This window comes from Streptomyces sp. RK62, from assembly GCF_018070255.1.
GTDB lineage: Bacteria > Actinomycetota > Actinomycetes > Streptomycetales > Streptomycetaceae > Streptomyces > Streptomyces nigra.
In genome coordinates this window covers 1-12,112 of sequence record NZ_JAGPYD010000001.1, presented here as the reverse complement: position 1 = coordinate 12,112, position 12,112 = coordinate 1, and the positions used below count along the sequence as shown (strand labels likewise).

General features: G+C 73.6%; 11 protein-coding genes. 4 read left to right on the top strand and 7 right to left on the bottom strand.

Translation table 11 applies throughout. The annotated features are described in order from the left end of the window. The first annotated feature begins 2 nt into the window (after positions 1-2). Positions 3-1,049 (top strand): hypothetical protein, encoded by a 1,047-nt coding sequence (locus KBY32_RS00055; RefSeq protein WP_210978333.1) that lies wholly within the window; start codon positions 3-5, stop codon positions 1,047-1,049. Then, entirely contained in the window at positions 1,049-1,537 is a 489-nt protein-coding gene (gene narJ / locus KBY32_RS00050; RefSeq protein WP_055619319.1) for a nitrate reductase molybdenum cofactor assembly chaperone, read from the top strand. Before KBY32_RS00055 ends, narJ begins: the two co-directional genes overlap by 1 nt. Here narJ and dnaK read toward each other — a convergent pair. The 6 genes from dnaK to KBY32_RS00020 form a co-directional block, all read right to left on the bottom strand. After that, positions 1,534-3,405: a molecular chaperone DnaK gene (gene dnaK / locus KBY32_RS00045; RefSeq protein WP_210978332.1), complete on the bottom strand. Its 1,872-nt coding sequence runs from the start codon at positions 3,403-3,405 to the stop codon at positions 1,534-1,536. The two genes, narJ and dnaK, sit on opposite strands and share 4 nt — an antisense overlap. 124 nt (positions 3,406-3,529) lie before the next feature. Continuing rightward, positions 3,530-3,958, bottom strand: coding sequence for an OsmC family protein (locus tag KBY32_RS00040; protein ID WP_210978331.1), 429 nt, complete (start codon positions 3,956-3,958; stop codon positions 3,530-3,532). A gap of 69 nt (positions 3,959-4,027) precedes the next feature. After that, the gene (locus KBY32_RS00035; RefSeq protein WP_210978330.1) at positions 4,028-5,839 is read right to left on the bottom strand and encodes a hypothetical protein; all 1,812 of its coding nucleotides are present in this window, start codon (positions 5,837-5,839) and stop codon (positions 4,028-4,030) included. Then, on the bottom strand, positions 5,836-6,897 hold the full coding sequence (locus KBY32_RS00030; RefSeq protein WP_210978329.1) for an ATP-binding protein: 1,062 nt from the start codon (positions 6,895-6,897) through the stop codon (positions 5,836-5,838). Before KBY32_RS00030 ends, KBY32_RS00035 begins: the two co-directional genes overlap by 4 nt. Before the next feature lie 79 nt (positions 6,898-6,976). Continuing rightward, positions 6,977-9,043: a phage holin family protein gene (locus tag KBY32_RS00025; protein ID WP_210978328.1), complete on the bottom strand. Its 2,067-nt coding sequence runs from the start codon at positions 9,041-9,043 to the stop codon at positions 6,977-6,979. 96 nt (positions 9,044-9,139) lie between these two features. After that, entirely contained in the window at positions 9,140-9,547 is a 408-nt protein-coding gene (locus KBY32_RS00020) for a hypothetical protein (protein WP_055619325.1), read from the bottom strand. Between the two features lie 85 nt (positions 9,548-9,632). Between KBY32_RS00020 and KBY32_RS00015 the strand changes: the two genes are divergently transcribed. Both KBY32_RS00015 and KBY32_RS00010 read left to right on the top strand, forming a co-directional pair. Further along, positions 9,633-10,406 (top strand): MBL fold metallo-hydrolase, encoded by a 774-nt coding sequence (locus tag KBY32_RS00015; protein ID WP_210978327.1) that lies wholly within the window; start codon positions 9,633-9,635, stop codon positions 10,404-10,406. Beyond that, positions 10,403-11,023 carry a DedA family protein gene (locus KBY32_RS00010; RefSeq protein WP_210978326.1) on the top strand — a complete coding sequence of 207 codons (621 nt, stop codon included), beginning with the start codon at positions 10,403-10,405 and terminating at the stop codon, positions 11,021-11,023. Before KBY32_RS00015 ends, KBY32_RS00010 begins: the two co-directional genes overlap by 4 nt. 2 nt (positions 11,024-11,025) lie before the next feature. Here the strand turns inward: KBY32_RS00010 and KBY32_RS00005 are convergent, their stop codons facing one another. Beyond that, positions 11,026-12,060, bottom strand: a complete 1,035-nt coding sequence (locus KBY32_RS00005; protein ID WP_210978848.1) for an MBL fold metallo-hydrolase — start codon at positions 12,058-12,060, stop codon at positions 11,026-11,028. Positions 12,061-12,112: the final 52 nt, after the last annotated feature.

The window sequence follows — 12,112 nt, the reverse complement described above, 5'->3', positions numbered from 1 at the left end:
CGATGCGCCCCATGGCCCGGATCGCGACGGTGATCAACCTCGACACCTGCGTCGGCTGCCCCGCCTGCTCGGACGCCTCCCCGGCGGCGGCGACCGGGCCACGCGGCGGCTGGGAGCTGGCCTGGCGCGGCCGGCTACGGCCGAGGGACGGCGGACGGCTGCGCAGACTCAGCGACATGCTCGCCCGCCCGAGGGAGCTCCCGTCCGTCCGGGCCCCGGACGAGCCGCGGTCGTACGGCGGATACGCCCCGGCGGCCACCGCCCGCCTCTCGTTCGAGCAGGCCTTCCGCCTGCCTCTCCTGCCGTCCTGCGCGCAGTGCCTCAACCCGTCCTGTGGGTCGGCGCCGCCCTGCCTGGCCGGATGCCCGTACCCCCGGAGTGAGACACCTGAGACATGCGCGGGCGGGACGCCCTACCGCGGGGTGATGCTGTACGACGCCGACAAGGTGCGGGCCGCCGCGTCGGCCGCCCGGGAACAGGACCTGTACGAGGCGCAGTTGGGCGTCTTCCTCGATCCCGAGGACGCCCGGGTGCGGCTGGCCTGTGAGCGGGCGGGGATGGCGGATGACTGGCTGGACGCGGCCCGCCGCTCCCCCGTACGCGCGCTGATCAGCACGTACCGGGTGGCGCTGCCGCCGCACCCGGAGTACCGGACGCTGCCGATGGTCTGGTACGTCCCGCCGCTGTCGCCCCTCGTGCAGGCGCTCGCGGAGCAACGTCACGACGGCGACGTCCTGTTCGGTGCCGTCGACACGCTGCGCATCCCGCTGGAGCGGCTGGCGGACGTGTTCACGGCGGGTGACGTCGGTTCCGTCCGGTCGGCGCTGGAGCGGCTCGCCGCCATGCGGTCCCATATGCGCGCGGTCGACCTCGGGGAGGAACCCGACCCGTCGGTGCCCGCCGCCGTGGGCCTGGGCGCCTACGCGCTGGAGGAGCTGTACCGGCTGCTGGCGACCGCCCCGGACGAGGAACGGACCGTGGTACCCGCGACGGCGGAGCCCTCCGCCGTCCTTCGTACGACCCGCACACCCGAGGCCGAGGAGAAGTGATGTCCTCCTACGAGGTGCTGTACCAGGCGGCCGCGCTCTGCCTGACCTACCCGGACGACGACTTCCGGGCACGGCTGCCCCTGTTGCGTGAGGCCGCCCCGCAGTTGCGCGCCTTCACCGACCATGCGGCGGTGACCCCGCCCCGCGAACTGGCCGCGCACTACGTCGAGGTGTTCGACCTGGCGCACGGGCACAGCCTGTATCTGACGTGGTGGCGCGAGGGGGACGCCCGGCGGCGAGGGATCTCGCTGGAGCGGCTGAAGGAGCTGTACCACGCCAACGGTCTGGAGTTCACCGGCGAGGAGCTGCCCGACTTCCTGCCCGCCGTCCTGGAGTTCTCGTCCCGCACCGGCACCGACGACCTGCTGCGGGAGCACCGGGACTGTCTGGAGCGGCTGCGGGCGCGCCTCACCGAGGCCGGCACGCCGTACGCGTCCGTCCTGGACGCGGTCTGCGCCACCCTGCCGACCGCGCCCAGTCACCTTTAGGGCGTGTCCTTGGCGTCCTTGTCGTCGTCGACGATCTCGGCGTCCACCACGTCGTCGTCCTGCGGCGGGTTCTGTTCCGTGCCCGGTCCCGGGCCGCCGCCGTCGGTGGGGGTCTGCGCGGTCTGGGCGTACATGGCCTGGCCCATCTTCTGGCTGACGGTGGCGAGTTTCTCGACGCCGGTGCGCAGGTCGTTCGTGTCGGCGTCGCGCTCCAGCAGCTCCTTGAGCTCGGTGACCGCCGGTTCGACCTCGGCGCGGATCTCGGCGGGGATGCGGTCCTGGTTGTCGCGGAGGAACTTCTCGGTCTGGTAGACGAGTTGCTCGGCCTGGTTGCGGGTCTCCGCGGCCTCCCGGCGTTTGCGGTCCTCCTCGGCGTACTGCTCGGCCTCCCGCATCATGCGGTCGATGTCGTCCTTGGGCAGGGCCGAGCCGCCGGTCACGGTCATCTTCTGCTCGCGGCCGGTCGCCAGGTCCTTCGCGGAGACGTGCATGATCCCGTTGGCGTCGATGTCGAAGGCGACCTCGATCTGCGGCACTCCGCGCGGGGCCGGGGGCAGCCCGGTGAGGTCGAAGACGCCGAGCTTCTTGTTGTAGGCGGCGATCTCGCGTTCGCCCTGGTAGACCTGGATGCCGACGGAGGGCTGGTTGTCGGCGGCGGTGGTGAAGATCTCCGAACGCCGGGTCGGGATCGTCGTGTTGCGTTCGATGAGCTTCGTCATGATGCCGCCCTTGGTCTCGATGCCCAGGGACAGCGGGGTGACGTCGAGCAGCAGGACGTCCTTGACGTCGCCGCGGATGACGCCGGCCTGGAGGGCGGCGCCGAGGGCCACGACCTCGTCGGGGTTGACGCCCTTGTGCGGCTCCTTGCCGGTGAGTTCCTTGACCAGGTCGGTGACGGCCGGCATCCGGGTGGAGCCGCCGACGAGGATGACGTGGTCGACGGCGGACAGCTTGATGCCGGCGTCCTTGACCGCCTGGTGGAAGGGGGCCTTGCAGCGGTCGAGGAGGTCCGCGGTGAGCTCCTGGAACTGGGCGCGGGTCAGCTTCTCGTCGAGGTGCAGGGGGCCGGCGGCGGAGGCGGTGACATACGGAAGGTTGATCGTCGTCTCGGTGGAGCTGGACAGTTCGATCTTGGCCTTCTCGGCGCCCTCGCGCAGCCGCTGCAGGGCCATCTTGTCGGTGCCGAGGTCGATGCCGTTCTCGGCCTTGAACTTCTTCACCAGGTACTCGACGATCCGCTGGTCCCAGTCGTCGCCGCCGAGATGGGTGTCGCCGTTGGTGGCCTTGACCTCGATGACGCCGTCGCCGATCTCCAGCAGCGACACGTCGAAGGTGCCGCCGCCGAGGTCGAAGACCAGGACGGTCTGCTCCTCGCCCCGGTCGAGGCCGTAGGCGAGGGCGGCGGCCGTCGGCTCGTTGATGATCCGGAGGACCTTCAGGCCGGCGATCTCCCCGGCCTCCTTGGTGGCCTGGCGCTGGGAGTCGTCGAAGTAGGCGGGCACGGTGATCACCGCGTCGGTGACGTCCTCGCCGAGGTAGGACTCGGCGTCCCGCTTCAGTTTCTGCAGGACGCGGGCGGACAGCTCCTGCGCCCGGTACCGGGTGCCGTCGATGTCGCCCTTCTCGGGGAAGCGCCAGGACGTGTCGCCCATGTGGCGCTTCACGGAGCGGGCGGTGCGGTCGACGTTGGTCACCGCCTGCCGTTTGGCGACCTCGCCGACGAGCACCTCGCCGTTCTTGGCGAAGGCCACGACCGAGGGGGTGGTCCTGGCCCCCTCGGCGTTGGCGACGACCGTGGGTTCGCCGCCCTCCAGGACGGCGACCACCGAGTTCGTGGTCCCGAGATCGATCCCGACCGCGCGTGCCATCGCTGTCCCCTTCCGCCCGGGAGCCCCCTGAACTCCAGCACAAGACGCGAGCGGGTCCTTGTCAATGGGACGGGGCCCGGGCGGAAGAGCGCCGCACGGCACTGAGCGGGCGCTCAGCGCGGTGTCAGGCCAGCTTCGCCGACAGCGTGATCGTGGTGCCGGTCAGCGCCTGGCTCACCGGGCAGTTGGCCTTGGCGTCCTCGGCGGCCGCGACGAAGGCGTCGTTGTCGATGCCCGGCACGGTGCCCTCGACGGTGAGGTGGATGCCGGTGATGCCCTCGCCCGGCTGGAAGCTGACGTCCGCCGAGGTGACGAGCTTGGTGGGCGGGGTCCCGGCACCGTTCAGGGCGTGCGAGAGCGCCATCGAGAAGCAGCTGGAGTGCGCGGCGGCGATCAGCTCCTCGGGGCTGGTCTTGCCGTTCGCGTCCTGGGAGCGGGAGGCCCACGTCACCGGCTGCGCCGCGATGGCACCGGACGAGTCGAAGTCGACGACACCGCTGCCCTCGGTCAGGCTGCCTTCCCAGACGGTGTGTGCGGAGCGCGTGGTAGCCACGGTTCTTCCTTTCGCGTTTGGGCCCGCGTTCTTCCGGGGCCCGTGGCCCCCATCCGATCACACTCCGGCTCAACTCACCCGGAAGACCGGTCCACGGGGGGTGAACGGCAGCCGCCGCCCCGGCGGGATCAAGTACGCGTGCTCGCGCCGCACCCGCAGCACATCGCAGTCGGCGTCGGTGATGACGAGCACGGGCGCGCCGGGCGGGAAGTCGTCCGCGCGCTGCAGCAGATCGATCCCGGGCTGCAGGACCGTGCCGCCCCGGCCGCGCACCCGGACCCGGCCCGCGATCTCGGTCACCGCCAGATACCCGGCGTCGTACGGCCCGGCGTCGCAGAAGACGACCCGCGCCGCCGGGACGTCCCGGGCCTCGGCGTACGAGGCGATCGCGCCCAGCGCCTTGCCGAGCAGGCCCGCGCTCATGGAACCCGAGGTGTCCAGGACGACACCGAACGTGCAGCGGGCGACCTCCTCGGGCGGGAACCAGCGTCCGGCGCGTGGGATGTCCGGGGTGGACGCCTGCCGGCGCGCGGGGCGGGCGTAGCTGCGCAGCGGCTCGGGGCGGGGCACGAACTCGTCGAACCAGCGGGCGAGCCGCGCGTCCCAGGGCAGCGGCGGATGGCTGAGCGCGCGGATCTCCTGGACCAGGTCGCCGGGGAGGAAGCCGCGTTCCTGGCGCTGGTGCAGGTCGAGGCCCTGCGCGAGGCCGCGCCGGTAGAACTCGTCGAGGTCGCAGTACGCGCCGGGCGGGCCGAGCGGGGCGCCGAGCACATCGCCGGCGCCCTTGCCGCGCAGGGTGGCCATCCGGCGCATCCGGCGCGGGTCGCCGGCGATCCGGTCGTACACCTCCTCGGCGGACCGGCCGGCGAACCGGGCGTCGTACAGCAGCCCTTCGGGCATCCGCCCGACCCGCATGTCCCGCAGCCAGCCGTTGACGACGTAGTCGCAGGCGACGTTGAACAGGTAGGGGTCGCGGGGGCCGCAGCGGTCGCCGTGGCGCAGGGCGGCGTGCAGCATCTCGTGGGCGAGGATGAACCGCCACTCCTCGTCCTCGAACGTCCGCAGCGGGTTGACGTAGATCTCGCCGGCCTCGGCGTTGACGGCGGCGACGGAGATGCCGTGCGCGCGGGCGAGTTCGGCGTCGGCGACCAGCTTGATGCCGGCCGCGAGGCCGCCGAGCAGCGGATAGGAGCTGATGAACCACTCCAGGGCGCTCTGCCAGGGCCGCTTGACGGCCGGTTCGCCGTCCATGGAGTCGCGGCGGCCGCCCGCCACGTCCATCGCGGTGGCGACGGTCCGGGTCAGGGCGGTGGCGAAGGCGAGCTGGTGGTCCGGGGGTGAGCCGAACCAGCCGGTCCACTCCAGCAGCAGCAGGTCGGGTTCGGGGCCGGCCGTGCCGCAGCGCTCGTAGGCGGGCGGGACGCCGTCGCGGCGCCAGCGGGCGGCCAGCTGCTCCTCGTCGCCGTCGGGGTAGGCCGCCGGCAGCTCGTCGGGGGCGGTGCCGACGGGGAAGCTGAGCAGGAACCGGTTGACGACGGCGCAGCGGGCGGCCAGGTCGGCGCGGTCCGGCTGCACGGGCCTGCCCTTCCTGGACGGGACGTGCCCGAAGCCGAGGTGCAGGACGGCGTGCGCGATCGCCCAGGCCCAGGCGGCGGGTTCGGCGAGCCGGTCGGGGTGGGCGTGCAGAGCGCCGTCGGAGTCGATCCGGACGAGGCCGTCGCGGGGTGCCAGGTCGCAGTTCTCCAGGCGGCAGACGGCGAACTCGACGGCGGCGAGCGCCGGGTTGGCCCGCACCAGGCGCAGGCCCTCGGTGAACGCCTCCGCCGCGAGGTCCCGTTTCTTCTTGGCCTTCGCCTTCTGCCGGTCCTGGGGGCGGCTCACCGGCGCGCATCCACCAGCCGGGGCATGTCCCGGGCCGCCTCGACGAGGAACCAGGACGGCAGGACGGGGTTGCCGTCGGCGTCGGAGGCGATGACGGTCTGGGCGACCTCGACGGAGATCTCCGCGAGCTGCACCAGGAGCGCCTTGGCGCGGTACGCGGTCTGGCGGCCGGCGGCCGACATGTGGTCCTTGCCGGCCGGCAGTTCCTTGATCAGCCGGCCGCGGAAGGAGTCGGCGAGGTAGTAGAGCAGATCGCGGTCCTGCATACGGTGCGGCCAGCGGGCGTCGCCCTTGATGATGGCCTCGATGCCGTGGCGGCTGCGCACGATCTTGACGTAGCCGCAGAACGCGGTGGCGTGCGTCGGGGTCAGGGTGCCGTGCGCCAGGACCTTCAGGGTCTCCTCGTCGAGGTCCTGGCCGAAGGAGTGCAGCGCGTCGGAGAGCATGTGCCAGGAGCGCGGCGTGGAGAACGGCTCCTCCGTCTTCGGCGGCTTGGACCACAGGTGGTCGGGGCGGTCGGTGAGGTGGTCGAGGATCCACGGGTGGATGCCGTTGCCCGCGGCCCAGGCCAGCCAGTCCTTCGCGGACGCCTCCAGATGGACGTGGGTGAGGCGGTTGACCAGGGCGGAGGCGATGGGCCGGGCGAGCGCGTTGTCCGTGGCGCGGTTCCCGGCGCCGATGACGATGGAGCCCGCGGGCAGCTCGTAGTCGCCGATGCGGCGGTCCAGGATCAGCGAGTAGAACGCCTTCTGCACATCGGGGGTGGCCGCGTTCAGCTCGTCCAGGAACAGGCAGTACGGCTCGTCGCGGGCGATCGCCTCGGGCGGGCAGAACACCGAGCGCCCGTCCCGGATCTGCGGCACGCCGATCAGGTCCTCGGGGGCGAGCTGGGTGCCCAGCAGACTCACGCACTCCAGTCCGAGGGACTCGGCGAACTCCCTGACCAGGGACGACTTTCCGATGCCGGGGGCGCCCCAGAGGAAGACGGGCCGCACGGTGGCGAGGCCGAGGAGGAGGTCCGGGATACGGGAGGGCGTGACGGTGACGGCTGCCTGCAAGGCAGAGGCTCCTTGGGGATGTTCGAGGGAGGCGACCCGAACAGTGTGTGGCCCGGCGCCCTCGTACGCAGCCGGTTTTTCAGGCGGCCCGCTCCTCCGGCGCGGTCGTGAGCGGCACCTGGGGGCCGTCCGACTCCCGCAGCCAGCGCCGCAGTACGCGGTGGACCTCCTCGGCGCCGACCAGCTCCTCCCCGTCGCCGGCCGCCGGGGAGAAGGCCAGCGGGGACAGCAGGAACGGCTCACTCTGCGCGCCGCCGAGCCCGCCGTGCGAGCCGATCTGCTCCTCGAAGGCGAGAACCTCGCCGTCGGCCGGGTCGTACGCGGAGTTGACCATGATGTCGGCGGTGTTCGGGAAGGAGTGCGTACGGCGGACGGCGCCGGCGGCGTGCGGCCCGAACACCTCCAGCGGACCGGGGTCCTCGTCCAGCCGGTCCAGCGGGATCTGCGCGCCGTACGCGCCGAGCACGACCCCGCCGTGCCGCTCGCTGCGGACCAGGAGGAAGCCGACGCCCGGATGGTTGGCCAGGGTGGTCAGCAGGGCCGGGTGGCGGGCGTCGATCTCCTCCTTGGTCATACGGTGCGGCACGTCCGGGAAGGAGACCAGGCCGAGGTTGCCGGAGGCCAGCACGATCGGCTCGGAGCGGCGCGGCGGGCGGTGCTGCCCGGCGCCCTCCTCGACGGGCCGGCGCAGCGCGGCGCGCACCGCGGCGCGGGCCTCGGCGCCGCTGTGGGTGCGCCGGGCGCGGCGCGGCACGGGCAGCCCGCAGCCCGCCCGCGCCAGGTCGCCGAGGCCGAGGCCGTAGCGGGAGCGGAACGTCTCGCCGGGGCTCTGGCCGTGGTCGGACAGCACGACGATCCGGTACGGCCGCGGGGCGTGCTCGGCGACGTTCTCGATGAGGGCGAGGGACCGGTCGAGGCGGGCCAGGACCTTCTCGGCGTCGCCGCTGTGCGGTCCGGAGTGGTGCGCCACCTCGTCGTAGGCCACGAGGTCGGCGTAGACGGCGGTGCGCCCGGCGAGCATGTCGCCCATGACGGCGGCGACGACGACGTCCCGCTCGACGACGGTCGCGAAGGCGCGGATCAGCGGGTAGAGGCCACCGCGGCCCACCCTGGGGCGGACCTTGCGGGCGCGGGCGCGGGTCGACTGGCCGATCTCGCGGCCGACCTCGGCGACGAACGACAGGGCGGTGCGCACGGCGTTCGCCGGGTCGGAGAAGTAGGCGAAGTAACCGGCGCGGGAGCGGTTCTCGCGGCTGCGGCGCCGGGTCGCGATGGACAGCACCAGGGCCTGTTCGTCCGCGCCTCCGCTGAAGAGGTTCCCGCGGCTGGCGCCGTCGGCGGCGAGCAGGCCGGGGTCGCCGGTGCGGTCGACGGCGCGGCGCTGGAGCTCGGCGGCGCTGGTGGGGCGGTTGCAGACCATGACCTCGCGGCCGGCCTTCTCGTACCAGCGGAACGCGGGGACGTCGAAATTGCTGCCGTGCAGGATGCCGAGCTGGCTGGCGCCGGTCTGGCTGGACCAGTCGGTGTGCCAGCGGGTGAGCCGGTGGGAGGCGCGGGGGCCGCCCAGCCAGCGGGCGACGGTCGGCATCAGGCCCTTGTCGACGGCGGCGAGGAGGACGTCGTGGCCGACGCCGTCGAGCTGCACGAAGACGGTGCCGGGGCTGGACGGGCCGGGCGGCAGGGTGCGTCTGCGGCGGTCGGCCAGCCGGTACAGGCGCCGCCGGTAGGCGTCGTCGTCCCGGACGGCGAGGGCGGCGCCGGTCGCGGAGGCCACGGCGGACATGACGGCGGCGACGATGACGGCCGTCTCGGGGGCGGCCTCGCTGTCGCCGGAGGGCACCAGGCGCAGGGCGACGCTCAGCAGGACGCCGTTGAGCACGAAGACCAGCAGGCCGAGGACGAGGGCGGGCACGAGCAGCAGCAGACGGACGAGGAGCGGCCAGAAGACGGCGGAGAGCACACCGAAGGCGCCGGCGCCGAGCGCCGCGGTGACCGCGATGTCGGTGGCGCTGTCGCCGTCGGGCGACTGGAGCTGGAAGTCGGGCAGGATGCCGGCGAGCACGAGCATGGTGACGGTGGAGACCGCCCATACGGCGACGCTCCGCCCGATCTGACGGGCGATCCGCCGCCAGCGCCCACCACGCACGTCCTGTTCACCTCACGTCCGGCCCACCCTGGCCCCCAGCCTGACACAACGGACGTACCGCCCCGCGGGTTCCCAGGTCAGCGCGGGTGCGCGGGCTCAGCGTCCGTCGTAGCCGGCCGTCGGCATGGAGAGTCTGCGGTGCACCCGGGCCTTCATCTGGGCGTCGTACGACGGCTCCGCGCCGCCCACGGTCTCCACCCGGACGCCGCGCCGGGCGCACTCGGCGGTGAACTCCTCGACGGAGGACAGGGCGCTCTCCAGGACGCGTCGGCTGGGCGCGACGAACAGGTCGAGGCCGGGGCGCACGCCCTCCCACAGGACGGTGTGGTCGGTCCGCAGCCGGCGCACCAGCAGCTCGCGCGCGACGACGTATCCGTGCTGGGCGGCCCAGTGGGCGCACATGGCGTGCTGGCTGCGGGAGTCCACCAGGAAGGGGTCGGCGTCCAGCTCCTCGAGCGGCGTCAGACTGGCGATCGCCGTGACCCGCACCGCGGTCGGCCCCATGGGCGTCCCCCCTCACCTCCGGATTTCGCCGCCGACCCTACTCCAGCCCGTACGCTTCGGGGAGGCGCACGAAGGAGGCAAAGAGGTGCCGGTGGAGATCACGTGGTGGGGGCACGCCACCTGCACGGTCGAGGATGCGAACACACGCGTCCTGACCGACCCCCTGTTCGCACGCCGGCTCGCGCATCTGCGCCGGCGCCGGGGCGCGCCGCCACCGCCGGACGCCTGGCGCGCGGACGTCGTCCTGGTCTCCCATCTGCACGCCGACCACCTCCATCTGCCGTCGCTGGCCCGGCTCGCGCCCGGCACCCGGCTGCTCGTGCCCCGGGGTGCGCCCCGGTCGGTGCCGGGACTGCGCCGGCTCCGGCATCTGCGGCTCACCGAGATGGCGCCCGGGGATGTGACGGGCCTCGGTGACCTGGCCGTACGGGCGGTGTCCGCACGGCACGACGGACGGCGGCTGCCGGTCGGGCCGCATCGCTCACCCGCCCTCGGCTATGTGATCGAGGGCGACGCCCGCACCTACTTCGCCGGGGACACCGGGCTGTTCGACACGATGGCGAAGGAGGCCGGCCCGGTCGACGTGGCGCTGCTGCCGGTCGGCGGCTGGGGGCCGTATCTGGGGGACGGGCATCTGGACGCCGGGCGGGCGGCCGAGGCGCTGGCCCTGCTCGGGCCGCGCAGCGCGGTGCCGGTGCACTACGGCACGTACTGGCCGATCGGGATGGACGCCGTGCGCCCCCATGAGTTCCATGCGCCGGGCGCGGAGTTCGAGCGGCTCGCGGCGGAGCGCGCGCCCGGAGTGTCGGTGCATCGCCCGGCGCACGGCGAGAGCGTGCGCCCGGAGGTGTTCCGGTGACGTTCCTCGCCGCTGTCACGACGACCGTGACACCCGGCTCCACGCAGCAGGCGCTCGGCTATCCCTCGCTGTTCCTGCTGGTGCTGGTCGGGGCGCTGGTGCCGGTCGTGCCGACGGGGGCGCTGGTCAGTTCGGCCGCGGTGGTGGCGTTCCACCAGGGGTCGCCGCTGTCGCTGGCCCTGGTGTTCCTGACGGCGTCGACGGCCGCGTTCCTCGGCGACGCGACGCTGTACTGGCTGGGGCGGCGCGGCATGGGCTCGAAGAACGGCTCGCGCTGGCTGGAGGCGATCCGCTCGCGCGCCCCGGAGGACCGCCTGGAGCAGTCGCAGCGCAAGCTCGCCGAGCACGATGTGGCGGTGCTGGTGCTGTCCCGGCTGGTCCCGGCGGGCCGGCTGCCGGTGATGCTGGCGTGCCTGCTCGCCGAGTGGCCGATCCGGAGGTTCGCCCGCGGCAACCTCCCGGCGTGTGTGGCCTGGGCGGTGACGTACCAGCTCATCGGCATCCTCGGGGGTTCGCTGTTCCCCGAGCCGTGGGAGGGCGTCGTCGCGGCGGTCGCGCTGACGGTGCTGATCAGCGCGGCGCCGAGCGTGTGGAAGCGGCTGCGGTCGGCGGGCTGACGTCAGCCCTGGGGCTCCCGTACGGCGGGCTCCCGCTCCAGCACCCGTGAGCCGCCCACCGGGAGGTCCCACAGGTCGGCCCGGTCGCGGCCCGCGCGCTCCCACGCGGCACGCACGCGCGTGAGCGGTTCCAGGACGGGCTCGGCCGACAGCACGAACGTGCCCCAGTGCATCGGCGCCATCCTGCGGGCGCCCAGGTCGCCGGCGGCGCGGACGGCCTCCTCCGGATCGCAGTGGACGTCGCTGAGCCACCAGCGGGGCTCGTAGGCGCCGATCGGGAGCAGCGCGAGGTCGATGCCGGGGTAGCGCTCGCCGATACGGCGGAACCAGTGGCCGTAGCCGGTGTCGCCCGCGAAGTACACGCGCCGCCCGTCGGGTGCGGTGAGCACCCAGCCGCCCCACAGGCTGCGGCAGGTGTCGAGCAGGGTCCGCTTGGACCAGTGGTGCGCCGGTACGAAGTCGATGCGGACGCCGGACAGTTCGGCGGCCTCCCACCAGTCCAGCTCGGTGACCCGGGTGAACCGGCGGCGCCGGAACCAGGGGCCGAGGCCGGCCGGCACGAACACGGGGGTGTCGCGCGCGAGCCGGCGCAGGGTGGGGGCGTCCAGGTGGTCGTAGTGGTTGTGGCTGATGACGACCGCGTCCACGCGCGGGAGCGCGTCCCAGGGGATGCCTACGGGGGTGACGCGGGCCGGGGTGCCGAGGATGCGGCGCGACCAGACGGGGTCGGTCAGGACGGTGAGCCCGCCGATCCGTACGACCCAACTGGCGTGCCCGGCCCAGGAGACGGCGACCGTGCGGGCGTCGACACGGGGCAGCGGGGCCGGTGCGAAGGGCAGCCGCGGGATGTCGGCGAGGCCCTCCCGGCCGGGCCGGATCGCGCCCTCGCGGGCGAAGCGGGCGAAGGCGCGCAGGCCGGGCAGCGGGGCGGTGAGCCGGTCGTGGAAGGTGCGGGGCCACACCCGGCGCTGGGCGAGCGGGCGGGGCGCGGCCAGCCGCGGAAAAGGGGAAGGGGTGGGCGCTGCGGCTTCCGTCAGGGGGGTGCGCGAGGGGGTGGGCGACGGGACGCCGGTGCTGGTGGCGGGCCCG

Coding starts and splice junctions, on each gene's coding strand:
- KBY32_RS00055 (WP_210978333.1), top strand. CDS start 3: ATGCGCCCCATGGCCCGGATCGCGACGGTGATCAACCTCGACACCTGC.
- narJ (WP_055619319.1), top strand. CDS start 1,049: ATGTCCTCCTACGAGGTGCTGTACCAGGCGGCCGCGCTCTGCCTGACC.
- dnaK (WP_210978332.1), bottom strand. CDS start 3,405: ATGGCACGCGCGGTCGGGATCGATCTCGGGACCACGAACTCGGTGGTC.
- KBY32_RS00020 (WP_055619325.1), bottom strand. CDS start 9,547: ATGGGGCCGACCGCGGTGCGGGTCACGGCGATCGCCAGTCTGACGCCG.